We start from the raw sequence: 25639 nt of genomic DNA, 5'->3' as shown, positions 1-25639 counted from the left end.
GCTGATGTCCGAGGCCAACGGCTGAGGATGGCGCAGCCGGCAGGTTTACCGCAGTATTGAAACAGAATGCATGGTTTCTCACCGGACCGATCGTCCGCGAGCATGGCCTGTTCTGCCGGACGCTCATCCAGCAAGATGTCGACGTATTTTTTTCATTACTGCCGCCACCGGTTTAACAAAGGCTTTTGAGGTTTTTCCTGCAGGGATATGCAGGTAGCACAGGGTTTCTGCCGGGATGACGCTGCAGTCCTCCTTCACAATATCGTCTGCCAGCGGCGCGATACATCCGGTGGTCAGCCGGAGCAGTTCGCTCTTCCTCAGCCCCGCATGATTCCAGAGGACGGCCATCGCCTGTAACATAGCGAGGGGGGAATGTATTTCATTTAGCAGGTCTTCCTGACGCAGATTCAGGCTGGCCCAGATAAGCTTCAGCCAGACCGGATCGTCAATAACCCGGGGATTGACGCTCCGTTGGAACAGCGGAGTATCCGGTGTGGAAAGATGACGGGCAGGACTGAAGCGAAGGAAAGATTTATCGAATGCCTGATAATGCACGGCGAGGTCACGCGCCAGCTGTTCCTGGTAGAGGATGTCATCGAAGCTTAACGTCTTTTCACGACCACGTCGTCATTATCCGCACTGTTAACCAGCGCGCCGTTATTGCTGACGCAATATTGGCCGGCTGCTGCATATCAGGTCCCATCAGATAGCGCTCGACACCCACGAACGGACGACCAGTCGCCAGCACAATGGACACCCCTTTATCACGCGCTCGGCTAATCGCTGTTTTCACTGCCGCTGTGACCTCGTGCTGCGGGTTGAGCAGTGTGCCGTCCATATCGATAGCAATCAATTTTATCGCCATAATATCCTCCGTTAAGTTAGGGTTTGTTTAATGCCAGCCCGATTCAGCTTACATTGACCAGTTAATAGACAGAGGACGGCATCTTCAGTTATTTCACGGCAAGTGGCTTACGCACAAACAAGCCATAGCTCAACGCGCCCAGCATCAGCAAACCCGCCCCCAGCAAGAACACATTAGTAAATTTGCCGGTGGTATCAAGTATAATGCCGGTGACAATGGGTGCCATTGCGGCACCAAGAAAGCCGCCAAAGTTTTGAATCGCACCCAGAGAGGCGACCTGAGATTTTGGTGCGATATCGCTGGCCAATGTCCAGAGTGCGCCCTGTGGCATCTGTGAGCAAAAGTAACCCATGGCCAGCAAGCCAATCGCCAGTGGCGTGCTATCTACAAACGGAATGGGTGCCACGAAGCACGCAGCTAAGGCAGCGCCGGTTACAATCGGAACCTTGCGTGCAGTAATCGCTCTTACGCCGCGACGAACCAGGCGATCAGACAACATGCCACCAACCAGCACGCCCAGGATACCCGCGAAGAAAGGAATTGAGGCGAGCCAGCCTGTCGCTTTGAGGCTGAAACCAAGCGATTTTTCCAGATAACCTGGCAGCCAGGTGAGATAGACCCAAATGGTAAACATGATGGAGAAGTTACCGATCACCATAAACCACGTGGTGCTATGGCGGAACAGTGCGCCCCAACTGGCCTGCGCTTTTTCTTCCGGTGCAGCCACACTGTGATGGCCCGCGTGCAATAGCGCATCTTCACGCGCATTCGGATCGCGATAGAACTTCCACCATGCCAGCAGCAAAGGAATGCCCATTAAACCAATGGCGACAAACATACCCCGCCAGCCCAAGGTTAGCAGCAACATGGTCAGAATCGGTGGGGCAATCGCATTGGCAATTTGTGAACCTGTATTGATGACCGCGGTGGGTAAACCACGCTCTTCATCACCAAACCAAAGATGAGTAATCTTGATTCCCGAGGTGAAAAACGGCGATTCGGCGATGCCCAACATCATACGCAAGCCATAGAAAAAGCTGTAACTGTTCACGAATGCCGCCAGCACGGTAAACGTGGACCATAATCCTAGCGCCCAAGAGAACATTTTCCTTGGGCCAAACTTATCGACTAGCCAACCAGCAGGCAGGTTCGCCAGCGCGTAGGGCCAGAGAAACGCGGAGAGTAATAAGCCCATTTCGGTTTGTGAGAAGCCGAATTCAGCGGCAATTGTGGTGTTAGCGATGCTGAGGTTGGCGCGGTCAAGATAGTTAACCACAGCCGCCAGCAGCAAAAGGAGCACAATGCCCCAGCGCAGTTTGCCCACTACCCTTATCGGCGCGAGAGTAGCGTCAGATATCGTATGCGAGGTGGGTTTCATGATACCTCCTGCGGGGCGGCGAACAAGTCGAGATGAATTTTAATCACCGCTTTACGAATGCGCTGTACGTCTGGCGCTGCACAGCATGGGCGATGCACATCGTGCGGGAAAAACAGCGCAAATTGACCAGGCGCAAGCGAAATTATCGATTCATCAATGGTGTCCTTATAAAACACCACATCACGCTCACTGCGCAGATCTTCAGTAATGAGATGTTGTGGATGGGCACGCGCCACACCGATGTTTTCACGTCCTTCCAATAAATATTGGATATCAACATAATTAAAGTGCGATTCCGCGCGACGATCGCTCGCCGGTTCGGTCTCCATTTCCTGCACCAGACAGAACATTTGATTATTGGGGAGTAAATCGTATTTCCCTGCCTCCAGTTGGCTAAAATCGGTATCCGCAATCCAGCGAATGGCCTGGTCAACTATGGGATGAAAAGCGTGGCGCTCTCGCGGCCAGTCCAGTCTATCGCATACAATCATGATGTTTTCCCGTATCGTTATCGTTAGTGGGTTCAGGTACAGTGGGAGGATAAGCATCCTCCCTGTATAGGCTTTATTTGGTTACACGTGGCTGCCACAGCGCGCTGCCATCCCGGATTTGATCGAGTAGTACGCCCAATCCCCAGAATTTTTCCAGCACGTTGTCTTTATTCACACGGCAGTGCTCAGAGGCAAACGTGCCGAGGCGCTGATGATAAATTTTGGCGTTTTTCGGATAGCCAAGGGTTTCCGTCACGGCGCTTAATGACAGGAACAGTGACAGTTCATGGGCTTTTTCCGGTTGCTGTGCGCCGTGGTGATACAACCAGTGATACAGACCCGGATGGAAATTAGTGAAGACACCGCTGAACCCTTTGGAACCCGCCTGCATCGCTGGCCAGGCAATGGCTGCATTAGCATTGATCACCGCCAATGGGGTGCCTTCTGCCAGCTTGACGCGACGCTCCACGGTGGGCAGATCGCAGCTCACATCTTTCAGCACCGCGAAACGACCACTGTTGGCGCAGAAGCTGAATTCTTCATCAGTTAACAGACGACGATAAGGTGCCGGGCACTCGTAAAGTCCCAACGGCAGGTCGGCAGGTAACGCTTCCAGCAGCGCATTGAGATGGGTAAAGAAGGCTTCACTGCCTTGATTTTTCGGATCGAGATGATTGGTAACCAGCACTAACGCGTCGATGCCCGTTTTGGCCATGGCTTGCAGCTCGGTGATTTGCGCGGTCAAATCATCGCTGATGTGGCCAGACGCAATCACTGGTACACGCCCCTGCACCTTATCCACCACGAAGCGCGCCAGATCAACACGCTCGTCCAGACTGAGATATTGCATCTCGCTTGACTGGCAGACGGCGAATAGTGCATCGACACCTTCCTGCAAATACCAGTCAATCAATTTCTCCAGTCCGGGGTAATCAATCTGGTTATCAGCAGTAAACGGGGTCAGCATGACCGGAACAATCCCTTCAATCTTTTTCATCATCTCTCCTGCCAGCGGAAGTCCGCTGTGATTAATTGTCTGTTTTATCGTTGTTGAAGTCTGGCAAGCACCTGCTGACGATCGGGCATATTGCTTGCTCCTTCTCGCTCAACAGCCAGTGAAGCAAAGGCAGAGGCCCAGGTTGCGGCCTGCACCAGACTTTGTCCCTGAGCCAGGGCCGCAGCCAGCGCGCCATTGAAAGCATCTCCTGCACCAGTGGTATCTACGCTCAGCGCCGGAAATGCCGGAATATGGTGGAATTGTTGGTTATCAAACAGCAGAGCACCGCGAGAACCCATGGTGATGATTAGTCTCCTTGCACCCAGAGCAATAATGGCCTGCGCCGCCGCACGTGCGCTCGGGAGATCAACGATTTCAATGCCAGACAGGCGCGAAGCCTCTGTTTCGTTTGGCGTCAGAACATCAATCATCGTTAAACAACTCACCACGTCGGCTGAAAACGGTGCGGGATTCATAATGACGCGAACGCCCAAAGTGTGGGCGAGACGGATGGCGCTGCGTGTAGCCTCGAAATTGTTTTCCAGTTGCAGCAACATCACGTCCGCATCCATTAACTCGTGCGTTAACTCGGCAATCTCTTCATCTGTTACGGTTTTATTCGCACCCGAGTAGATCGCAATCATGTTCTCGCCATTTTCCTGCGAGACATAAATAATGGCGCTGCCGGTGGGTTCGGTATCTGTCTGGTAGAGGCGGAAAGAGTGAATGTCGGAGGCTGAAAGGTGATCGAATGCAAACTGGCTGAACTGGTCAGTCCCTACTTTGGCAACAAAATGGACTCGTGTACCGGCACAGCTGGCGGCCATTGCCTGATTGGCACCTTTGCCGCCGGGTCCCAGCGTGCTTCCCAACGCCATCAGTGACTCGCCACTTTGTGGAAAGCACGCCACTTTCGCTACGATATCAACGTTAAATGCGCCAAGGATGCAGACTTTCCCCTGCTTACCCGACGATTTACCCGATGCTTTGCGTGATTGCAGACGTTGAAGCAAAACTTCGAAGTTACCGCTTTCGCTGATGAGTTTTTCTTGCAGATTGCGGCGTAAAGCAATCGCACCGCCATAGCAGCGTTGCACTAAGCCCTGTTGCGCCAATGCACTCAAATCGGTACGAATGGTTTCCCTTGTCACACCAAGTTCGCTTGCAAGTCCATTCACCGTGACGCGTTCGTGTTCATCCAGCCATTGCAAAATTTGACTGCGTCTTTCTTCCAAAAACATGCGCTTTCCTCCGCTTCGCCCGCAAGCGTAAGGGAGACGGCTATTTATGAAAGTGATGTGGATCTCAGCGATCGGGTAAAAACGGAAGCAAACAAAAACCAAGTGAGAATCGCATTCAGATCGTATTGACGTACATGCAAAGGTAAGCTGGACCTTCCATGGCAGACGTTCACGAAACCGGTTCACCGGCGAGTCCTGGCTAGGGCCGATTACTTAACGCAACCTTCAGACCGCCGCAGCGCGCCGTAGTCGGTCAACGCCAGCATCAGGCGGTCACTAAGTGGGGAAGCGGCGGCAGTAAAAAGAAAAGACTGCCACTGCGCATCATCAGGAATGCTAGCCAGCTTTACGACGCGGGGAACCAGTCCCCGGGCAGAACTCAGCGTGCCGGAGCGGGGCAGAGGTTTAACCTGGCAAAGGTCCAGATTCGTCAGAAAGTCATACCAGAGGCGGATCGCTGACAGGCGAAGCTGGAGCGTGGCGCTGGCCGCGGGAAAAGGCATGCCGAGTAGTTGAGGCTGATGTAGGTAGCCTGGTCTTTAAACCGGGCCTTTTCAGGCTCAATTCCGTGAAGGCAGCAGAACGCAAAATAATGGCGAGGGCGCTGCGATAGGCGGTGAGTGAGGCATGCGCTCGCCCCAGATCGGATAACGCCCACTCTCTGCCGAACTGGATGATCATCATTGTGGCGCTGAGTGCCTGCGTCGCTGCATTTCAGGCTGAAGTGTGGAAAGGTGCGCTAAACTCGTTCGACAGAGGACAATCCGACGCCGTTTTGTCGCTTGGCTTTAGCGGCGGACAGCTATTCCGTCGGGTGATGTTCCCGCAAATTATCGTGGCGGCGATCCCCGATCTGGCATATACTTTTATAGTGATTATGAAAGCGCTTTCGCTGGCATTTGACATCGAAGTATTTGATATCTTTGCTCAGGCACAACTAACGGCGGCACTGAGCTTCTACTATCTTGAAGCCTTCCTGATTGCAGAGGTGTTCTACATGGTAATTGTCTATGTGGTCACTAAGATTGCCGACAGGATTGAGGCAATGCTGCGTGCGCGCGCCTGATGATTAGCGTGCAGTAATTTAAAACCAGCCCGGGGGCGTACTCATTACTAACATCAGGGTGTATTAATCAACGGGGAGCAGCTCAGAAGGTCTCTCACTGAAAAACCGCATTTCATCCGTAACTTTGATGAATCGATTGTCGAAAGCAGTGACGGCCCTGAACCTGTTTAATAAACTTAGGAAATTTTTCCAGTTGGTAATTATAACTTTACGTTCCTTGCTGTCCCAGTGGAGAAAATCTTCAGGCGCATATCCCATAGTCATACCCTTAATTACGACCGGTGTTTGCATATAGCGCAAACCATGTTGGCTGATTAACCCGTCTTCTCTGATGAAATTGTTTTTTATAAAATATTCTGTAGCCGAATCATTAAACTGTTCAAGAACGAGATCAAAATAGTTTCCGTTCATGGGTGAATGTTCGTCGAGAGTCAGCAACTGTAGATTATCAAGCCTGGAAAGCTCCAGATCGTTAATATAAACCGGATACATGGAAGCCAGTTTATCAGTGAGTTGCAAATCTTCGGTCGAATATTCGTTATGAGCCGAATCCTCTGGAGCCAGCGAAACATCACCTCCTGAAAATCCCACGCCTGCAGCCCCAAAAAATACTCAAAGGAAATCTTTGCATTATCGAGATCCGTTTCAGGGCAATAAGGTGCAACTGCATAAACGCTGTCGCTGCCCGGCGCGGAACCGATATCTTCAAGATATCTATCGAAATAAGCAGAATCACCCGAACTGCCTATAACAGAGGAATATTCACCACCTTCACCTGTCCCGCTTATGACAATAAGATTAGCATCGCCCTTCATTCTGTTATCATTAAATTTCAGATAACGTATAGCCGCTTTGAGGTCAACTATAGCGGCTGCACCATTTCCATCTTCAACCAGTTGGCCGTTGATCATATCCCTGCTGTCAGAGCCTCTCGTAGCGGGAGAAACGACGATCATTCCCTTTGATAAAGCAAGGGCGGCTGCTCTTGACGCGCCTGCTCCGGTTGTCCGTGTCCCGGGTTCATTAACATTAAGGCGGGTCACATCTGAAGGTTTCAGTATGGCAGATCCAAGGTAAGTTTCCGTTGTGAGTGGAATGAAGACGGGAGAACTGTTATTCGCGTTTTCAGGAATATATATACTCATGACTTGACGTCCGGGAGCGGTGGGCTTCAAGGCATAAGTAACATTATAAACGCTGTAGTTAATCTTATTTCCAAAAACATGAACCTGTGCCTTTTCACTTATCATGGATGCATCAAAACGGAGAGAGGAATAATCATATTTTGACACGCCCGCATAAATATTATGGCTAGAGAGTAATAATAAAATTGACATGCATTTTGTTATGGGGAGAGTTTTCTTTCTTAAGATCATGTAGATTCCTTTAGCATGTTTTTTAAGGTGGTACTTAAAAAGGAGTAACGGCCCTCCCTGTTATTCTTTGGGTTTAACATCTTCGGTTTGACCACAACTCTATGCCTTGAGTTTTGACCGTCTTTTTTTTAAATACCGGAGACTTCCTTTTTCATAAAGCCTCTACAGTGCAAGTTATAAAACACCAGTCGTGGTTAGCCTCCAAACCCTTATTTACAATTTGAGAATCCCGCGAATTTCATGGTGATTGACGCGGTTTTTTCACTCGATTAATCCCCGCTCATTATTTTCGAGAAAAAATTTTTCAGACAGTCAGTTCTAAATGATTAGCCACTCAGGTTCAAAATAGTGACGTAGTTTATGAGGTATTTACTGTCTTTAATTCAGAAAGAATAATCGCAGCCAGAATGCATATATGTCAATTGATATTGATAATAATTATCATTACAATACATATTCTCATTTAATCCAGCCGTGCAGGCAGGTCTGAAATCCGCTATGAAAAATAATCACAGGTTATCTTTACTCGCTTCAATTATCTCCTGTTGCTTAGGGGCGTCCCTGGCAATGGCTGAAGAAACCAGCAGTGATAACGTCCTCACCCAGGAGCAAACCGGTGTAAATAATCAGGATGAAAAACTGGCTATCAGCGATAAGAAAAGCAGTGCCGAAAACACTCTGGTGGTCACCGCCAGAGAACAGACACTGCAGGCGCCTGGTGTCTCTACTATTGACAGCGAAGCCATCAAAAAACATCCGATTCAGCGCGATGTTGCTGAAATCATACGTACTCAGCCCGGCGTCAATCTCACTGGCAATTCCAATAGCGGCCAGCGCGGCAATAACCGTCAAATCGACATACGTGGAATGGGCCCGGAAAATACACTGATATTGATCGATGGCATGCCGGTAAGCAGTCGTAACTCAGTCCGCTATGGCTGGAGCGATGAGCGTGACACGCGCGGTGATACCAACTGGGTCCCGCCTGAAATGATTGACCGCATCGAAGTGATTCGCGGCCCGGCGGCGGCGCTCTACGGTAATGGTGCGATGGGGGGGGTGGTCAATATCATCACCAAGCCCACCACTGACGAGTGGCATGGCAATTTCAACACCTACTTTAATGCGCCGGAACACAAAGATGAAGGGGCCACTAAGCGCTATAACGCCAGCCTGAGCGGTGCACTGGCTGATAACCTCACCCTGCGCCTGTACGGCAACTGGAGTAAAACCCAGGCTGACGCACAGGACATTAACGAGAGTCATACCACCCCGCGTATTGGTACCTATGCCGGCAGTTATCCTTCGGGTCGTGAGGGTTCGATTAACAAAGATATCCACTCTGCCCTGCGCTGGGAATTTATGCCGCGCCAGGCATTTGAACTGGATGCAGGTTTTAGCCGTCAGGGCAACCTGTACGCCGGGGATACACAGAACACCAACACCAACGCGCTGGTACAGAAATATTACGGCAAAGAGACCAATGTGCTCTATCGCCAGACATTGAGTTTGAAATACACCGGCGCGTGGGATAACGGCGTCACCACCAATAACTACGTGCAGCTTGAAAAAACGCGTAATACCCGACTTAATGAAGGCCTGTCGGGAGGCATTGCCGGGATTTTCAGCCCATCGAATGAAGGTTTTTCCACCATCTCCCTGTATGACACCAATCTGCATTCTGAGGTGAATGTTCCGCTGGAAGCATGGGTGAATCAGACACTGACGCTCGGTGCGGAATTCAATCATCAGGCGATGAAAGATCCGGCGTCAAATACCGAAACCACCACGGCCGGAGGCACGGTCAACGGCATCACCAGCGATGGACGCAGCCTGTACAGCTCGGCAGATATTTATGGCGTTTACGCCGAAGATAATATCGAGCTCACCGATTCCACTCGCCTGACGCCGGGTATCCGTTTCAATCATCAAAGCATCAGTGGGAGCAACTGGAGCCCGGCGCTCAATCTCTCGCAGGATCTGGGTGACGACTTCACGCTGAAGTTAGGCATCGCACGTGCCTGGAAAGCCCCGAATCTTTATCAAACCAACCCCAACTATCTGCTGTTCAGTAAAGGCCAGGGATGCTATGCCAGTTCCGGTTACTGCTATTTGCAGGGCAACAGTGATTTGAAAGCTGAAACCAGCGTCAACAAAGAGATTGGCATTGAATATCACCATGAGGATATTCAGGCCGGACTGACCTGGTATCGCAATGACTATCACGACAAAATCGAAGGCGGTTACAGCCCGGTTTATAACAACGGCACGTCGGATGTGTACAAGTGGGAGAACGTGCCGAAAGCCGTGGTTCAGGGGCTGGAGGGCACGCTGAACTTCCCGATCACCGACTCGGTGAAAATGAACAATAACTTCACCTACATTATTGATAACGAGAATAAAACCACCGGCGATTATCTGTCGATAATTCCAAAATACACCATTAACTCAACGCTGGACTGGCAGGCCACCAACGATCTCTCGGTGCAGGGAACGTTAACCTGGTATGGTCGTCAGAAACCGAAGAAGCTGAACTATAAAGGGGAAGCGACATCGGGCAGCGAAACCCGTCAGGTGGCGCCCTATGCACTGGTGGGCATGAGTGCGACTTATAACGTGACGAAGTATCTGAATGTCACCGCCGGTATCGATAACCTGTTTGATAAACGCCACTTCCGTGAGGGTAACGCGCAGAGCACCGGCAATGCCACCACCGGCGCCTATCTCTGGGGTGCGGGCGCAAACACTTACAACGAATCAGGACGCACCTACTATATGGAACTGGGTATGCATTTCTGATAGTGAAAAACTGAATTGTTTAAACCGGGGGCTGCACGAAAAATTGCCTGCAGCCCCTTCCCGTATATTTCAGTATGCAGTTCTTAATATCCTTTAAATGCCCTCCCGGCGGACGTTATCGGAGGCATTGTCTGAGTAAAAACCATGATCTACCCATCTGATTTCAGGGTGAAGCCGGGTTTCACCTTACGGCTTATCATCCTTGTCGCATCACTTCTCTTTGTCCTGACCAGCCATGCCCGGCCAGACATGTCCCCACTGGGACCTAATATTGCCGACAGAGGATCCTCTTTTTACCATTTTTCTGAAAAGCAGTTCACCTCTGCGGACGGAAAAAGGCTGTATCGGGTGTGGGTTGGCGTGCCTGATAAAAGGCCGCCGGCTTCCGGCTATGCTGTGATGTATATGCTTGACGGGAATGCCGTGATGGACCGGCTTAGCGAACCTTTACTGAAAGAAATGTCCGGACATACCCCTCCAGTGCTGGTGATAGTCGGATATCAAACCAGCCTGCCTTTCGCACTCGATGCCAGAGCTTATGACGACACGCCCGCCGTGCAGCAAACTGCCCCAGGCCGGGTGGGGGGCGGTAGCCAGATGTTTCGTCAGCTGCTGGAAGAAACTATTGCGCCCGCAGCGGAAAGCGATTTAAAAATTGATAACAGTCAGCGCGGTATCTGGGGACACTCTCTGGGCGGTATTTTTGTACTGGACAGTTATCTGTCCGGCTCATCGTTCTTCAGCTATTTCTATACTACCAGCCCCTCATTCAACCGAAACTATGTCGGGATGTTGAATGATCTTGAGGCCATCAGGAAAAGCAGCCTTTGTAAAAAACAGCTGTATATGATGGAAGGCAGTGCTCAGCGTAGTAAAAATCCGCAGGCACCTGACCCGGATGTCGTGGAGAAAGCGCATACCACACTGAGGGGACTGAAAGCGCGGGGATTGCCGGTAGATTACTGGTCCTATCCGGGAAATTCTCATGGCCAGATGTTTGACCTTGGCTTTCAGCAGACGCTGAAGCATTTCGCGGCGGATAAGCGGCCGATAAGCTGCCAGCAATGAGGTGAGGATCTGTCGCGGCACACTCTAACGGTGCCGCGACTTAAGACGATTTACGACACGGTCTGAACGTCTTCAGCTACCGGTTCAGTCCCGACATTACTGCTACGCCATATACGCGCATAGAGTCCCTCCGCTTTCAGCAATGCCTCATGCGTCCCGTATTCGGCAATCTTTCCTGCCTCCAGCACCGCGATGGCATCGCAACGACGCGCGGTTGTCAGGCGATGTGCCACGATCAGCGCGGTGCGTCCATGGGTTCGCGCATCTTTGATTAGCGAATTCATCAGCAACTCCTCGGAGGCACGATCAAGACGCGCCGTAGCTTCGTCAAGCAACATCACATGAGCTCTGGCTACCTGAGCACGGGCCAGCGCTATCAGCTGGCGCTGACCGGCTGAAAATCCGGCTCCCCCATTGATGACCGGCGTGCGGAACCCCTGTGACAAATTACGAACCGTCGGTAGCAGGCCAACCTCACGAGCGGCACATTCCACCTCAGCATCCTCACTGCCTGTCCGTGCATAACGAATGTTCTCGGCAATGTCGGTGCTGAAGAGCGTGACATCCTGCTCTACAAGCCCCACGCGTGAACGATAGTCTGCGATGTCATTAACGCTACGGTTACCAATGAGGATGTTACCGCTCGTGGGGCTATAGAGCCCCGCGAGCAGCTTAATCAGCGTCGATTTACCTGCCCCACTCGATCCCACGACAGCTATCACAGCCCCTTCGGGGATGGACAGTGAAAGCTTATTCAGCGCCGGTTCGCTACAGTCCGGATAACAGAAACTCAGGTTATCCAGCGCCAGCGGCCCGCTGAGAGGCGATCGCACAGAACTGTCTTCTGATCCCACAGGTTCGGTTCCTTCGGTAGCAAGCAGTTCGTTAATGTGCTTGCCACTGGCAGACGCCTGCTGCCACGCATCAATAATTCCGGAAAGCTGCTGCACCGGCCCATAAAATTGGCCCAGCAGCAGGAAGAAGGCTGCCAGTATCCCGGCGGTCATTTCTCCTTCCGCCACGCGTGATGCGCCCACCAACAGCACGGCGGCGTATGCAGCTTCCGTACAGAAGGTAAGAAACGGAAAGTAAACCGCAAGGTACTTCTGTGCACGAACACGGGTCGCGCGGAATCTGTCAGACAAAGAACGCAACTTCGCGGCTTCGGCATTCTGCTGCCCATGAGACTGCACTACGCGCAGTCCGGAAACCTTCTCCTGCAGCGTGCTGTTAACCTTACCAATTTCAGTACGCGCCTGCGCATAGGCAGGGGAGCTGAGACGACGGTATATCAGGGTGGCAATGAGCACCACTGGCACCGCGCCCAGTGCGACCAGCGCCATCACCGGATCCAACCAAAACATGGTGAGGGCAATCGCCGCCATCGTAATAAGACTTGTGGCTGCACTGGCGAGCCCATTTTGCAGAAAGCGTGCCAGCGCATCCACATCAACGGTCATGCGGGTAAGGCGACTGTCAGCGTGCTTCTCATGGTAAGGTAAACCGAGTCGCAGTAGCTGGCCAAAACTTCGTAAGCGCACGGTATGCTGTACGGTTTCTGCCGCTCGCGCCGACACAACAGTCTGAAGCGAATAGCAGCACCAGCTCATTACGACGAGCCCCAGCGCCAGAGCGGCACAGATACCGATAATATGCAGATTACCTGCAGCAACGCCGGTGTCTATTCCGCGCTGAAGCAGTACCATTACGCCCACACTTGAAGCTGAGTCCAGCGCAATCAGTAACGCTGCCGCGACAAACATCCAGACCACAGGGGCTAACAAGGATGCGACACTGCGCCCTTTTCCCGCTAATGCAAGAGAGACGGCCCGCTCAGGAACACTGCTCATGCGCTCGCAAAATCCAGACTCAGCATTGTCCGGACGTGTCAGCTCTTTTTCAACCGATACAGCAGTGGGCCAGAGTTCAGAATGTGAAGTACCCGGATTGGCAAGATAATCACCTGAACCTGACATCAGGGCCCGGAAAACAGGTGAGCGACGCTCAAGTTCAGCCTGCGTGCCAACATCCACTACTTTGCCTGCCTCAAGTACAATAATCTTTTTCGCAAGTTGCAGCGTTGAACGACGGCGGGCGATGACCAGCAACATATGCTCATCATCGGCGTAGTGACTCAGGGCCGAATTGATTTCCGCTTCTGTATTCGCATCCACCGCTGAGGTCGTGTCATCCAGCACCAGCAGGCTGGGAGCATTCAGCAACGCACGTGCCAGCGCCAGACGCTGCCGCTGACCACCTGAAAGATTGGTGGCACGTTCGGTCAGGGGTGTCGCCAGCCCCTTCGGCAAAGCAGCAATGAAGCCACTGGCACCCGCCGCATCGGCTGCGCGACGGATGTCTTCTTCGGTTGCGCCCGGGTGACCGTACCCAATATTTTCCGCGACAGTACCTGCAAACAGGAAGGTATCTTCAAACACCACGCCTACAGCACGACGCAGAGCATCCAGCCTGAGATCGGCGATGTTCTGCCTGCCCTGGTCGGTGTCAAGCCACAACTGACCGGCGGTGGTATCGTAAAATCGGGCCAGCAGCAGCAGGAGTGTGGATTTTCCGGACCCCGATGCGCCAACGACCGCGACCGTTTCGCCAGCATTGACAGTAAATGACACATCGTTCAGGACCTGAGCGCCGTTGCCATAACGAAATCCAACGCCTTCCAGCGTCAGTCCATTTACCTTGCCTTCAATGCTTTGAGATCCATCCTGCATTTCTGGCTTGGTATCAATCAGCGAGAAAACGCGCTCAACGGATGCCTGAGTGCGTTGTGCAATCACCAGAAATGTAGCGAATACGCGCGTCGGGCCCGTCAGCATCGCGAGAAAACTGGCAAAAGCTACAAACGTGCCTAAATCAATACGGCCAACGGAAACCGACCAGCCACCGAATCCCAGAAGGACAATCTGACCCAGCACAGGTAAAGCCAGCATTGTGGCACCGGGCATGGCCTGCGCAATGGCTGAACCTATTCGTACCCGCACCATATGCCGGGACTGGCTATCAAGCCATTTGAGTTCCCGCAGCTCTGCCATAGAGGATTTGACGATGGAAATTTGTGTCAGCACTTCACGCATGTGTTCCGTCAGATTCGCCAGCCTGTCCGACGCCAGCCCCGACTGAGCGAACACCCTCCGGCGGGCACGTAGCGCCGTTACAGCCAGACCTGCCAGCACCATGACCACAATCAGCGTCATGGAAGGGGACATCCACAGCATTGCCGCCAGACCCGCTATGTAATAGGTAATGACCGCCAGGGGCACCGGAGACATCTGCAGCATAATATGCATCTGCTGCAGATCGCTGTTGGTGCGAGAGATCACCTGTCCGGTTCGTAACGCGTCCTGACCAGCACCATCGAGCTCCTGAATGCTTTCAAAAACACGACCACGTAAAGTATGCTGTACCCAGAGTGAAAGCTCGCCCGCATAGCCGCGACGGACATAGTTGCCGATGAAATCGAGCAGGGCAATTGACAGTAACCCCGCTGCAAACCAGGGTAAACGTTCAGAATGACCCGCCATGGCATCATTTACGGCCTCGCGCGTCAGTAATGGCGCCAGGGCGGCCAGCAGAATTGTCGAGACTGACGCGAGTACAACAATAATACTTAATGTCTTACGTTCCCAGCACACACTCGCCAGGCGAAACAACCATGATCGGGTGGGTTTTGAAACTTGAGCAGTGGGCATTACCTCTCCTTTATCTGCTGTAAAAATTCACTTATTACGGGTCACGGCCTGCTGACCCGCTGCGTCACACAGCCCATAACCAGCCGGTTTTCAGCCATATTTTACTTTTGCGATGAGGTCTTCAGCGACCTGGGCCGGAGTCGCCTGTGCGGCCATCTCTGCAGCCACCTGTGCAGAGGCAGAGCGCAAAGAGGAGCTGCACAGGAATGTATTGATGAGATCGCTGGATAAGCCGTTCTTACCGGGAACGATGCCACAACCACGATCCACAACGGCTTTAGCATTGACCGGGCGATCGGCACCTTCGCCAAAGACGATTTGAGGAATACCTGCATGCAGTGCGGTCAGGGTATTTCCAGCGCCGCCGTGATGGATAAACCCGTCAGCGCCGTTAAGGAATACGCCCATTGGGATCCAGTCAACAAGGCGAACGTTTGGGGGCAACTGACGCAATTCAGCACGCGCATTCGCTGAGAGGTGCAGAATAATTTCTGCATCCACCTCGTGGGCTGAATCCATGACCCAGGAGATAAGATCAAGCCCATCCACCATGGGTTTAACAGTACCAAGGCTCACCAGCAGACGTTTGCGGTCGGAATCTCTTTCCCACCAGTCCTGCCAGACAGCGCCGCCGTTATAGGGGACGTATTGCATGGAAATCACGGGTTCGCCATCATTCTCAAGAATACTCATACTCGGCGGTGTAACGTCGATCCATGCAAGATCTCGTGGGGGGGCGGTCACGCCATGGCGAACGTAGGCGTCAGAAAGCGAGCGGGTTACCCCTTTAATATGCCAGGGGGTATGTGCAAAACCTACGGACTGCATAACAACGGGAACGTTATATTTGGCGGCGATTAACGGTCCTACCACACCCAGCGGGGGGTAAATGACCAGGTCGGGCTTCCATTCTCCGGCCAGCTCTACCAGCCGGTCAGACATCTCATCACTGAAGAACGAGAAATGCCCCATTTTAGTTCCGGCATTGCTTTTCTTTCGCATATCTTCCCGCCGCCGGTAGTCGGCTTCAGAATCGAACCCGGGAGCTGCATCGAAGGCAACAAGTCCAGCCTCAGCTGCCTTTTGAGCAAATTTTCCGCTGCTCGCTATTAAAACTTCATGTCCGTTCACGCGGAAAGCCTGAGCGAGAGAAAGTACCGGGAACAGCAGACCATACAATGGCGGACCTACAAAGAGAATACGCATGAGAAATTCCATCTCCTGCCTGACATCACGGAACTCTGAAGATGATGGAGGCGTCTTCAGGCGAAATTATCCAGCATTCCAGTTCAGGCAAACATTTATTTAGGCAGCACAGGAAATTATTAAATGAAAGACTAATCCAGTTATTAAATCCCTCAGCCCCGACTAAAACGACCCATCCGTTCATGTCAAAAATGTAAATCCTCATCAAAAACCCTTTGATTCCGAAAATGAATGGTTTGATACCCTATACTTTGAATGAAAAGGGATTTATAAATCATCATTTTTTAAGGGGTTAATGCAAGGGTAATATAAGAATATCCTTAAACAGAGAATATGCATTAATGACATTTTGGGGATCGATTAAAGTCCATATAAACAGCCGTCAGTAAAGCACCCTTTGCACGCCAGTCCTGATGGATAACACCATGAAGCGGGAAAAGGCTGAACTCGATATTATCTGACGAACTATCATCCCAGAACCGTCGCTTCCGGTTCTGTTAAATAACCTAACACAAATTAAAATGTGATGTAAAACAGTGTCTGCTTTCTGTAATTTTGCGTAAGCGCATTAACCTTCCTGTATATATTGATACAGAGTAAGGGGTTAATATCACTATACAACCAGTGACATTAAGTGAATGAAACTATAACATTGGAGGAATATATTCACCGTCAAATTAATTAACCATGTAAATTTCATGGGAAGAGAAATTAATAAAATGCAGAGCGAAGCCGGTTCACTTTCTGATATTACCAGCACCACTGAAAAAGTCCTGAATCAATTAACCTCACTTGATGTACAGGATTTGCCACAGTTCTGGCGGGACGTGGAGTCAGTCAGTGTGCCTGTCATACAGAACGTTGCCGGTAACGACGATGAGCGCGATGTCACCTTTCTGTGGCGTTCACCGAAGGTTTTGAAGGGGGTTTACCTGTTCCTCAACCGCGTGACTGATAAACAACACTTTGCAAAAGGTATGATGAATCCGGTCCCACACAGTGATATCTGGACGTTGACCCTGCGCTTGCCTGCAACCTATCGAGGCTCATATACAATCACGGAAATACCACTGGAAACGTCTCATGAGGTGATCGTGCAACTGGGGGGGCGACACAGGGCAATAATCGGTCAAGCAGATCCGCTGAACAGTCATCCAGGGATCCGCGTGCGGGGGGGGAAAAACGAGTCTGTTCTGGCCCTGGATGAGGCCCCCGCGCAAACTGAGTGGTCAGCCTTACCTGATGCATACACGGGAGAGCTTTTCACTTCCAGCCATAAGATTGCCGGTCAGTCGCGCCGCGTACGTCTTTATATCCCCGATGTGCCCCGTTTACAGCCGATGGGTTTGCTGGTGCTTCCCGACGCCGAAATATGGTTTGATCAGGTGGATCTACTTCAGGCTCTTGATGTCGCTATCAAAAATAAACGTATCAAACCCCTGGCTGTGCTGGGTATTGATAACCGCGATGATGCCGACCGTGCGTCGATACTCGGAGGCAACCGACATTTCATTGATGAAATAGCAGGCAAATTACTTCCTCAAATGCGAAGAGAGCATGCGGAAAGAGTCTGGGCAGATCGCTCCCAAACCGTTTTATGTGGGCAAAGTCTGGGAGGAGTGACTGCACTCATGGGCGCATTACATGCACCCGATGCATTTGGTGCGGTTATCTGTAATTCCCCCTCCATGTGGTGGATGCCTGATAAAGACAGCCGCCCCGTTATGTTCGATGAACATCAACAGAGTTGGGTGACAAATCTCATGCTGGCGGATCCGCCTAAAGATGTTCGGATCCGCTTAGGTGTTGGCAGTCTGGAAGGCGCGACGGTTACGCATGTGGCACTCTTACATCAGGCATTACTCCGGGCGGGAGTTGATGCCCATCTGTCATTTTATACTGGAGGACATGACTATGCCTGGTGGAGGGGAGCGTTGATTGACGGACTGGCAGAGCTGTAATCACCCAATTAATTACTACCTCTCTCTGGCTGATATGTATCAGGCAGGTTCAGGTCCACTGAAGCTTTCCGCCAGAAGATGATGTAACAGCGGATCTTCGCTTTCCGCCTTTATATGGCGCCAACCTGAGCGGTTAAGCAGCGCATCCAGCGCGGGTATTCAACCAGTAATGCGGGCGGGCAGGGCAATGCGCTGCTGGCCGTTCTCAACAAGCCGGAATTGAGCCCGTTACGGTTAAGGTAGATGCCGGACAGGGCCGGACTCAGGCGCAGCTGCCTGCGGCCGCAACATGTCGTTCTGAGCCTTCAGTCTGCCGTTACCGGCCAAGAGTAGTCCCGCAGCCCGGGAAGGTCCCCGGGCAGCCCTTTCTCAAGGAACTCCCTGTGAGGACGGCGCCAGAAGGAGGTTACTTAACGTACTGCCAGACGTGCTTGGGTACGCGGTCAAACAGCTTGCCGGCGGCGAGCTCGGCCTTACGGTGGTCATAGGCCGATGTCATTGCAAATTCTTCAGCGGGATTGCCGGTATAACTCAGGTGCTCGTAAACCTTCTACAGCGTTTCCAGATTCTGGTATCGCCGGAACTTCAGCAGCCATTCGGTACGGTTCATCCATATTCCACATGTTAATTAAGCGTCAGCGAAGGGGCCGGATAATGAAGTAATCCGGCAAAAATAAAAACTGGCAATAAGCTGATTTACCTTACTTTTTCGATAAACAGTGTCGGTAAGTGGCGATAAATAACTCAACGGCCGCAGCGGAAAACATTAGCTGACTGCCGTAAGATTTGACCGCCACCGGCAGGGCAATACCCCGGAGCGGTTTTCCAGCACTGGCAGCCTGCCAGAGCGCCAGCGGCGCGATACCGGCCTGGCGGGCGAATGCGTCAAGTGATATCAGCGGCTCATCGGCGTCTGGAGCAGAGGGGGCAGATGAACGTGTCTGCCACTGCTTTAAGAAAGCTTCAGCCTCCTCCTGCAGGAACATCACGGCGGCGCCGCGCACCTGACGACCTCGGGGAAGTGTAAAGCCTGCCAGCATGCCGTCCGTACGAGTCGCCTGCAGCAGGTCGCCCGGCCGGATGCCGAGCATCTCGGCAAAGAGATCCAGTCGAATATACATGTCTTACCTCTTTCTGGTGTGTGTAAGGCAGTCCATCGCGGGTCCCGGGCATACATGCTACGGTGACTGAGATTAATCCTGGGTGGGAGAGTATAGATGCCACAGGAAGAACCGCCAGACCAGTACGTGAATGTCACACAACGTAACAACGATTTCAGGTGTTAAGCAGGCGCCACAGACCCGCTATGACGCCGGCGCTGTACAGGGGGATACACAGCATCGTCAGTCGCCAGACCAGCGGCTTTGCCATAAACATAGCGGACAGGCTCGACTCCTGCGGCATGTCCTCCGGCAGCAGTTGCTCCACGGCCGTGAAAAGAGGCGCGAGCGTTTCCGACGCGGTGCAGGGCGCCTGCTGGCGACCGCTTAAAGCTATCAGCGACCGGATCCTGTCAGGTTGGCCGGCAGGTCTCCTTTTACACTATCAGCTACGTCAACAAGGGCACGTTCGGGCAACGTGCGGACGCCCCCAACGCCCTGCTGCGCATAATTGGCGTATGGTTAACTCTCTCCGGGGGGATGCTGTGGTGCCGCTCGCGTAAGGACGGGCACTCCCGCCTGAAGGCGGCCAATGAAGTCAGCCAGGGCGCTAAAGCAAAAGTGGGCGATCATGTTGCCAGCTGTAGCGTGCAACCGGAAACGGGCTGGATGTATTGGAAATCTAGATCCGGCTCTGAAGGGCTTAAGCAGATAAGACTGGCTGTCAGGGTGACCTGACGTTGCGATTTATTCAAAGTCCATCTGCTGTTTACGGCTTGGTTTCTCTGGCGTATTTTATCGGGTGGGGTTCATATATACGCATGGTCAGTGTGTAGAACCCCCGAAAAGTTAAATCAGCCAGTTTACTCATGTCTGCAAATGGTACATTAGGACGTAAAGCTGCTCAGGCAGCCTGTCCTGTATCGGTATGAGGCATGACTGATGTTACGTGTTGCAGATATAAACGATCTCTCCTTCATTTATGACTTCATTATTAATGAGGCTAAAAACGGTCACTTCAGTAGTCGCCGGCCCCGCTTCATCAGTAATTATTTTTTTAAGCGTGGACTGACCAGAGCAATCCTCGACAAAACCTACAGGGATAAAGATGGAGCCGTCCTTCCGGCAGTAGTTTTTATCTATGAAACGGAAGGGCAGCCGGTCGGTTTTTTTTCTTTAATCAGAAGAAATTACAGCATTAATGAAATTTGGCTTTTAGGGGTGGTGAACCGCTTTCGGGGTCAGGGGCTGGGAAAGCTTTTATTTGCGACGGCCGAAAAAACGGCTAAAGAAATTTTTCAGCCGCAGAGGGGCATACTGGTTCGAAGTTATATGAAGTCAGAGCGCATGATTACCATTCTGACACAGAACGGTTACACGAAATTCCGCAGCAATGACACGGAGAGTGGGATCTGGATGAAATGAAACCCTTTCAGCGGCACCAGGGCATCATTATTACGGAAGATTATGATGCGCTGCCGATCAGTTTATAGAGTGCTTCCTGCTCAGGCACAGCTACACGGAAGAACCCAAGGTAAGCCGTCGATGCTTAACCCGATAGCCAGTATCACTGACAGCCTCCCTGTTTAAACTTAAACGACCAAAGATACCTTTACCGTAAGCGTCAACTCAGCACCGTCTGGTTAAATTCGCCTCTCCCTGTAATTAAGCGTCCACTTATTCTGTGTTCCTCACTCCCGCTCAGCTCGCCATGCTGCTGGAAGGCATCGACTGGCGTCAGCCAACGCGCCTGCTGTTGACGACGCTCACCCTGCTATAATCCGCTTTATCATGGTCACCCGGCATGTATCCTGGTAGCATGCCGTCATGAACGAACATCTACCCGACGACATCGCCCTGCTTAAACTGCGTCTGGCAGAAAAGGAGGCGCTGAACCGCCTCCTGCTGGCAACGCTAGACGAGCGCGCGTGGTAGACTACCTGCAGGCGCTGCTGGACAAGCTGCGGCGCATGAACTCCGGCAGCCGTTCAGAAAAGGTAGTGAAGCGCATCGCGCAAACTTAGGCGAAGCTCGGCGCCAAGCAGAAGGACAGCGATGAGCGTACCGGTCGCGTTAACGACCCGCCGTTGCCGCACCCGCTGCCCCAGACCCGCACGCGTAAACCGTTTCCTGAATCCCTACCGCGCGATGAAAACCGCCTGCAGCCGGCTGAATCCTGCTGCCCGGACTGCCGCGGCGCGATGTCGTACTTGGGCGAGGATGCGGCAGAGCAGCTGGAGTTGATGCGCAGCGCGTTGCGAGGTATCCGCACCGTGCGGGAAAAGCACGCGTGCAAAAAGTGCGACCACATCGTGCAAGCACCGGCGCCGGCGCGGCCCCTCGAGCGCGGTATCGCCGGTCCGGGGCTGCTGGCGCAGGTGCTGACGTCTAAGTCCGCGGAGCATACGCCGCTGAACCGGCAGTCGGACATCTATGAACGTCAGGGCGTCACACTGCGGCGCTCTCTGCTGTCGGGCTGGGTTGATGCGTGTTGCCAGCTGCTGTCACCGCTGGATGAAGCCCTGCAGCGCTACGTGCTGACGGATAGCAAGCTGCACGCTGATGACACGTCGGTGCCAGTGCTGCTACCGGGCAACGGCAAGACGAAAAGGGTCGCCTGTGGACGTACGTGCGTGACGACCGCAACCCAGTGTCGGCGACATCGCCTGCAGCATGGCCAGCGGATAATGTATTTCAGTGAGCAGGTCTTTCTGACGCAGATTGAGGCTGGCCCAGAAGAGCTTCAGCCAGACCGGATCGTCGATCACCCGGGGATTGACCCCACGGCGTAAAAGGGGCGTATCAGGTGTTGAGAGATGACGGGCAGGGCTGAAACGCAGGCGTCCCCAGCCCCAGTTTTCGTAATCAATCATAAAACGGCGCAGCGAATAGATAAAATTCGCCCTGGAATGCGGCATCATGGGCTCGCCGGAGCGCACCGATTTGCGGGTGCCCCTTTCAGTGCCCAGCTGAAGATCATCCACATTCATCCGGCCTACCGCCGCAATAAAGCTGGCGCAGGTTTCCATCGTCCAGTCAGCCGGTACCCGTACCTCCGGATGCGCTTCTGCCAGCCAGAGGCCGCATCGCAGAATAAAACTGTACAGGCTTTCGCAGGAACGGGGCCTGAGCACCGACGTTTCCCGCCAGCGACGGCACCAGTATACCCAGGCCGGATCGATGCCTTCCACCGGCTTTTCATACCACTGCGTGTAGTTTCGCATCCTCATTGGAGTGCTGATAATGCCCAGCGCGGCGAGCGCATGTGAAACGCGACCGACATAGCGGGAAGTCCCTGCCTCCATGCCGGCTTGAACCTGCCAGAGCAGTTCCGGCGTAAATGACTCAAGCCGGGGATCCCTGTTCACGATCATCAGCGTGGCCAGTATGCCTGAGACATGATTTTTCTGGCTGGCCGGGGCATAACCCAGCGACGTCAGCGTATACGTCAGCCGGTCCAGCTCCTGGTGATAAAAAGCCTGGACGAAGATGGCACAAGCATAGAGCGCGGGTTTGCGGATATCGGGCAGGCTGAACGGGTCATGAAAATCCGCCAGATGCCAGGCAAGGGCGGCCATTAACGGACGGCCCTCCCGAACTTCCCGGCACAGCGTCAGCCAGCGTTCCTGCGGCCAGCACCAGCAGGGCATTTCGGTTGCATGCATTTCGCGCAGCAACCTGGCTATCACCAGCCCGGCGATTTTGCTGCCACATCCGCTTCCGGCAGCAATATCCGTCAGCGGCCTGATGAGGTCCGGCGCAGGCTTCATCCGTAACATACCGGACCGGCTGTGGGAGCTGGCCAGCGCCATTCGTTCAGAGGAGGTCAGCGACCTCTCAAGCCGGTATGCAGTCATGTCGAACGGACGCCAGTTGCATTCAATAGGTCTTTGAGTGCTCATGCTATTTCTCCGCGCTGAAATAAGCTTCGCCATTCTGAGATCTGCCGTTTCAATCGCGCCCGCCATCTTGGCAGCAAGATCGATGCCCGACAGGTGGATATAAATCTGGGTAGTGGCTAGGTCGCGGTGTCCCGCATAGGTTGCCAGCTCGTGCAGCTTCCAGCCCGCGCGGGCCAGATGTGTGAGGCGAAGGTGCCGGAAGGTATGCGTTGAGATATCCGGTAGCCCTGAAACCAGCGCCCATTTCCGGACCGTTTTGCTCCAGGTCCAGAATGAAAGCGGCGCGCCCTGATTCCGGTCGGAGGCGGAACGGAACAGGGCACCTCTGCTGATTCCGGTCCGCTTCATCTGTATCAGATGGGCCGCCAACACGGGTGCCACGGCCGGACTGTAACAGACGATACGCTCCCGCCGGCTCTTGGTGGTTTCTGCCCGGATGCGGATGAGCCGGTGTGCAAAGTCGATGTCTTCGATACTCAGTGAGGTAATCTCAGACCGCCGCAGCGCACCGTAGTAGGTCAATGCCAGCATCAGGCGGTCTCGAAGCGGGGAAGCGGCGGCATGAAAAAGAAAAGACTGCCACTGCGCATCGTCAGGAATGCGCGGCAGGTTAACGACGCGGGGAACCAGCCCTCTGCCGGAATTCAGCATGCCGGGCGTGCCGGAGCGGGGCAGCGGATTGACGGTGCAGAGGTCCAGATACATGAGAAAGTCATACCAGAGACGGATCGCAGACAGGCGCAGCTGAAGTGTGGCGCTGGCCACGGGTAACGGCATACCGGGCAGCTGAGGGCTGATATAGGCGGCCAGATCTTTAAACCGGGCCTTTTCAGGGTCAATTCCGTTCTGGCTGCAGAACGTAAAATAATGGTGGAGGGCATTGCGGTAGGCTGTGAGCGTGGCCTGCGCGCGACCCAGATTTGATAAAAGCTTCAGCCAGCGCTCAGCCAGTAACAGAGCATGTTCATCCGGTGGAATCAGCATCGTGTTCTCCTCTGACAGCAATATCGCTGCTCAAAGTTTACTCACTTAATGTTGCATTCCACTTAACTTACTAAAGGGCCTAATTTGAGCTAAATACATGAATATTCTCTGAATATCCCTCGTTCTTTATCTGAAGCCACGGCGCGCCCATTTTGATGCCCAGGAGTTTGGCGCCGGCTGAACGGGCAATCACGCAACCATCGTTGTTGCTGAGCACCACGACCGGTTTGCCGCGCAGGTCCGGACGAAAAAGGGCCTCGCAGCTCGCATAGAATGAGTTGACGTCGGCCAGTCCGAACATGGGCATATTTACCTCCGGCGCGCACGTGTGCTGTTGAAGAACCAGGTCACCACGCCGAGCAGCTGCAGCTCCTCCGGGTAAAGGGTGGAATAGGCCGGGTTCATGGGCAGCAGGGCGAGGCGGGGGTGCAGCTGCAGACGCTTGACCGTGAATTCACCGTTGACCTCGGCAATCACGACATCGCCGTGCGATGCCTCCTCTGCACGGTCAACCACCATGACGTCACCGTCATACAGCCCCAGTCCTTCCATGCTGCTGCCGCTGGCGCGGACAAAAAAGGTTGAGGCGCGCCGGCGGATACAGAGCTCATTCAGGTCCAGCTCGGATTCCACATAATCCTGTGCGGGAGACGGAAAGCCGGCGGCGCAGGGGGGCCGCAAACAGCGGCACGCGGATGCGCGGCGTAAAGATGAGGGGCCAGAGCAACGTCAGTCCAGCGCTGTAAACTGCGGGTTTCACGACTGCAACCATTTGAATATGTTTGAATTAATCACTGAATTCAACACGGTGTGGCACATAAATCCTCCTCTCAATAACACTGTTTATACGTACAGTATTAATGAGGCTGGATTCTGTGACAAGTCAGTCTTCGTGAAGAATCTCGTCTGAGTCACTCAGGCCACTGATAGATAATGAAATATTTTCGCTATCCTGACGGTTAAAAGCGCAGCGCCGGGATATAATGAAACCGCAACATGGTGTCAGGGCGACGCCATACTGGTATCAGATGGCCCGGACTTGTTCCGGGCCTTTCTGTTTCTGCAGACTGGCACGTTATCTTCGCAAGATGTTAATACCATTATTATCACCTGCGTGAATATTGCCACGAATCTCTCATTATCAGTGGTACAGATCTTGTGCGACTGTTAATGAACTCTTATGCTCGGGCTATCACCTTCACGGACCCCGGGGGCATTATGGATGGCCGCACCTCGCCCGGTCGCTATCTCGCTTACCTGCTCGCTGAGCCTGACATGACGGTAAAATCACTTTGTCTGAAATCCGGACTCGCGCAGCGAGAGGTCTGGTCAGTGCTGTGCGACCGCAAACCGGTCACGCCGGTTATTGCGGAAAAGCTCGGGCGCGTTTTTTACTCTCCCGGGTTCTGGAGTATCAGGCAGGCAATGTGGCAGCTCTGGCGTGAGGGCGTCAGTTTACCCGGTAACAGCGATGCCTGAGCACCATGACTGTGCTAAA

General features: G+C 53.0%; 15 protein-coding genes and 8 pseudogenes. 7 read left to right on the top strand and 16 right to left on the bottom strand.

What is annotated here, in order from left to right; translation table 11 throughout:
* Positions 1–17: 17 nt before the first annotated feature.
* The 6 genes and pseudogenes from CBW22_RS26975 to CBW22_RS13890 form a co-directional block, all read right to left on the bottom strand.
* A pseudogene (locus CBW22_RS26975) lies at positions 18–528 on the bottom strand (tyrosine-type recombinase/integrase); the annotation flags it as partial.
* Positions 523–865, bottom strand: a pseudogene (locus tag CBW22_RS26730) (HAD-IIB family hydrolase); the annotation flags it as partial. The pseudogenes CBW22_RS26975 and CBW22_RS26730, both read right to left, overlap by 6 nt.
* 88 nt (positions 866–953) lie before the next feature.
* A complete protein-coding gene (locus tag CBW22_RS13905; RefSeq protein WP_088516985.1) occupies positions 954–2243 on the bottom strand; it encodes an MFS transporter in 1290 nt (429 codons plus the stop codon).
* Entirely contained in the window at positions 2240–2734 is a 495-nt protein-coding gene (locus tag CBW22_RS13900) for a YhcH/YjgK/YiaL family protein (RefSeq protein ID WP_088516984.1), read from the bottom strand. The genes CBW22_RS13905 and CBW22_RS13900 overlap by 4 nt, the downstream gene beginning before the upstream one ends.
* A gap of 73 nt (positions 2735–2807) precedes the next feature.
* Positions 2808–3731, bottom strand: a complete 924-nt coding sequence (locus tag CBW22_RS13895; RefSeq protein WP_088516983.1) for a dihydrodipicolinate synthase family protein — start codon at positions 3729–3731, stop codon at positions 2808–2810.
* 44 nt (positions 3732–3775) lie between these two features.
* Positions 3776–4972, bottom strand: a complete 1197-nt coding sequence (locus CBW22_RS13890) for a PfkB family carbohydrate kinase (RefSeq protein ID WP_088516982.1) — start codon at positions 4970–4972, stop codon at positions 3776–3778.
* A gap of 649 nt (positions 4973–5621) precedes the next feature.
* Between CBW22_RS13890 and CBW22_RS13880 the strand changes: the two are divergent.
* Positions 5622–6038, top strand: a pseudogene (locus CBW22_RS13880) (ABC transporter permease subunit); the annotation flags it as partial.
* Between the two features lie 63 nt (positions 6039–6101).
* Here the strand turns inward: CBW22_RS13880 and CBW22_RS13875 are convergent.
* Both CBW22_RS13875 and CBW22_RS13870 read right to left on the bottom strand, forming a co-directional pair.
* The gene (locus CBW22_RS13875; RefSeq protein ID WP_141097322.1) at positions 6102–6449 is read right to left on the bottom strand and encodes a hypothetical protein; all 348 of its coding nucleotides are present in this window, start codon (positions 6447–6449) and stop codon (positions 6102–6104) included.
* Between the two features lie 20 nt (positions 6450–6469).
* The gene (locus tag CBW22_RS13870; RefSeq protein ID WP_088516980.1) at positions 6470–7414 is read right to left on the bottom strand and encodes a hypothetical protein; all 945 of its coding nucleotides are present in this window, start codon (positions 7412–7414) and stop codon (positions 6470–6472) included.
* A 498-nt stretch (positions 7415–7912) separates the two neighbouring features.
* Here CBW22_RS13870 and CBW22_RS13865 point away from each other — a divergent pair, with 498 nt between their 5' ends.
* Positions 7913–10213 (top strand): TonB-dependent siderophore receptor, encoded by a 2301-nt coding sequence (locus CBW22_RS13865; RefSeq protein WP_088516979.1) that lies wholly within the window; start codon positions 7913–7915, stop codon positions 10211–10213.
* A 147-nt stretch (positions 10214–10360) separates the two neighbouring features.
* The gene (locus tag CBW22_RS13860; RefSeq protein ID WP_441339115.1) at positions 10361–11281 is read left to right on the top strand and encodes an alpha/beta hydrolase; all 921 of its coding nucleotides are present in this window, start codon (positions 10361–10363) and stop codon (positions 11279–11281) included.
* A 50-nt stretch (positions 11282–11331) separates the two neighbouring features.
* Here the strand turns inward: CBW22_RS13860 and iroC are convergent, their stop codons facing one another.
* Both iroC and CBW22_RS13850 read right to left on the bottom strand, forming a co-directional pair.
* Positions 11332–14988: a salmochelin/enterobactin export ABC transporter IroC gene (gene iroC / locus CBW22_RS13855; protein WP_088516978.1), complete on the bottom strand. Its 3657-nt coding sequence runs from the start codon at positions 14986–14988 to the stop codon at positions 11332–11334.
* Between the two features lie 90 nt (positions 14989–15078).
* On the bottom strand, positions 15079–16194 hold the full coding sequence (locus tag CBW22_RS13850) for a glycosyltransferase (RefSeq protein ID WP_088516996.1): 1116 nt from the start codon (positions 16192–16194) through the stop codon (positions 15079–15081).
* Positions 16195–16913: 719 nt separating this feature from the next.
* Here CBW22_RS13850 and CBW22_RS13845 point away from each other — a divergent pair.
* Positions 16914–18155, top strand: coding sequence for an alpha/beta hydrolase-fold protein (locus CBW22_RS13845; RefSeq protein WP_088516977.1), 1242 nt, complete (start codon positions 16914–16916; stop codon positions 18153–18155).
* A 406-nt stretch (positions 18156–18561) separates the two neighbouring features.
* Here the strand turns inward: CBW22_RS13845 and CBW22_RS27060 are convergent.
* From CBW22_RS27060 to CBW22_RS26725, 3 genes and pseudogenes are all read right to left on the bottom strand, one after another.
* A pseudogene (locus CBW22_RS27060) lies at positions 18562–18693 on the bottom strand (Hha/YmoA family nucleoid-associated regulatory protein); the annotation flags it as partial.
* Between the two features lie 163 nt (positions 18694–18856).
* Positions 18857–19276: a hypothetical protein gene (locus CBW22_RS13835; protein ID WP_088516976.1), complete on the bottom strand. Its 420-nt coding sequence runs from the start codon at positions 19274–19276 to the stop codon at positions 18857–18859.
* A 154-nt stretch (positions 19277–19430) separates the two neighbouring features.
* The gene (locus CBW22_RS26725; RefSeq protein ID WP_254919508.1) at positions 19431–19559 is read right to left on the bottom strand and encodes a hypothetical protein; all 129 of its coding nucleotides are present in this window, start codon (positions 19557–19559) and stop codon (positions 19431–19433) included.
* 638 nt (positions 19560–20197) lie between these two features.
* On the opposite strand from CBW22_RS26725, the gene CBW22_RS13830 reads away from it, so the two are divergent.
* Both CBW22_RS13830 and tnpC read left to right on the top strand, forming a co-directional pair.
* Positions 20198–20680, top strand: a complete 483-nt coding sequence (locus CBW22_RS13830) for a GNAT family N-acetyltransferase (RefSeq protein ID WP_088516975.1) — start codon at positions 20198–20200, stop codon at positions 20678–20680.
* Positions 20681–21082: 402 nt separating this feature from the next.
* Positions 21083–21932, top strand: a pseudogene (gene tnpC, locus CBW22_RS13825) (IS66 family transposase); the annotation flags it as partial.
* A 1243-nt stretch (positions 21933–23175) separates the two neighbouring features.
* Here tnpC and CBW22_RS13815 read toward each other — a convergent pair.
* The 3 pseudogenes from CBW22_RS13815 to umuD all read right to left on the bottom strand — a co-directional run.
* Positions 23176–24141: pseudogene (locus tag CBW22_RS13815) on the bottom strand (tyrosine-type recombinase/integrase); the annotation flags it as partial.
* An 82-nt stretch (positions 24142–24223) separates the two neighbouring features.
* A pseudogene (locus CBW22_RS13810) lies at positions 24224–24442 on the bottom strand (Y-family DNA polymerase); the annotation flags it as partial.
* An 8-nt stretch (positions 24443–24450) separates the two neighbouring features.
* Positions 24451–24913, bottom strand: a pseudogene (gene umuD / locus CBW22_RS13805) (translesion error-prone DNA polymerase V autoproteolytic subunit).
* A 446-nt stretch (positions 24914–25359) separates the two neighbouring features.
* On the opposite strand from umuD, the gene CBW22_RS13800 reads away from it, so the two are divergent.
* Entirely contained in the window at positions 25360–25620 is a 261-nt protein-coding gene (locus CBW22_RS13800) for a helix-turn-helix transcriptional regulator (protein WP_088516973.1), read from the top strand.
* The last annotated feature ends 19 nt before the right edge of the window (positions 25621–25639 follow it).

The organism is Pantoea sp. VS1, from assembly GCF_002207995.1.
GTDB classification, from domain to species: Bacteria; Pseudomonadota; Gammaproteobacteria; order Enterobacterales; family Enterobacteriaceae; genus Pantoea; species Pantoea dispersa.
This window is presented reverse-complemented; position numbering and strand designations above follow the sequence as displayed.

Bases quoted from the DNA above. Each gene is read 5' to 3' on its own strand.
- CBW22_RS13905 (WP_088516985.1), bottom strand. From the start codon at position 2,243: ATGAAACCCACCTCGCATACGATATCTGACGCTACTCTCGCGCCGATA.
- CBW22_RS13900 (WP_088516984.1), bottom strand. From the start codon at position 2,734: ATGATTGTATGCGATAGACTGGACTGGCCGCGAGAGCGCCACGCTTTT.
- CBW22_RS13895 (WP_088516983.1), bottom strand. From the start codon at position 3,731: ATGAAAAAGATTGAAGGGATTGTTCCGGTCATGCTGACCCCGTTTACT.
- CBW22_RS13890 (WP_088516982.1), bottom strand. From the start codon at position 4,972: ATGTTTTTGGAAGAAAGACGCAGTCAAATTTTGCAATGGCTGGATGAA.
- CBW22_RS13875 (WP_141097322.1), bottom strand. From the start codon at position 6,449: ATGAACGGAAACTATTTTGATCTCGTTCTTGAACAGTTTAATGATTCG.
- CBW22_RS13870 (WP_088516980.1), bottom strand. From the start codon at position 7,414: ATGATCTTAAGAAAGAAAACTCTCCCCATAACAAAATGCATGTCAATT.
- CBW22_RS13865 (WP_088516979.1), top strand. From the start codon at position 7,913: ATGAAAAATAATCACAGGTTATCTTTACTCGCTTCAATTATCTCCTGT.
- iroC (WP_088516978.1), bottom strand. From the start codon at position 14,988: ATGCCCACTGCTCAAGTTTCAAAACCCACCCGATCATGGTTGTTTCGC.
- CBW22_RS13850 (WP_088516996.1), bottom strand. From the start codon at position 16,194: ATGCGTATTCTCTTTGTAGGTCCGCCATTGTATGGTCTGCTGTTCCCG.
- CBW22_RS13845 (WP_088516977.1), top strand. From the start codon at position 16,914: ATGCAGAGCGAAGCCGGTTCACTTTCTGATATTACCAGCACCACTGAA.
- CBW22_RS13835 (WP_088516976.1), bottom strand. From the start codon at position 19,276: ATGTATATTCGACTGGATCTCTTTGCCGAGATGCTCGGCATCCGGCCG.
- CBW22_RS26725 (WP_254919508.1), bottom strand. From the start codon at position 19,559: ATGCCGCAGGAGTCGAGCCTGTCCGCTATGTTTATGGCAAAGCCGCTG.
- CBW22_RS13830 (WP_088516975.1), top strand. From the start codon at position 20,198: ATGTTACGTGTTGCAGATATAAACGATCTCTCCTTCATTTATGACTTC.
- CBW22_RS13800 (WP_088516973.1), top strand. From the start codon at position 25,360: ATGGATGGCCGCACCTCGCCCGGTCGCTATCTCGCTTACCTGCTCGCT.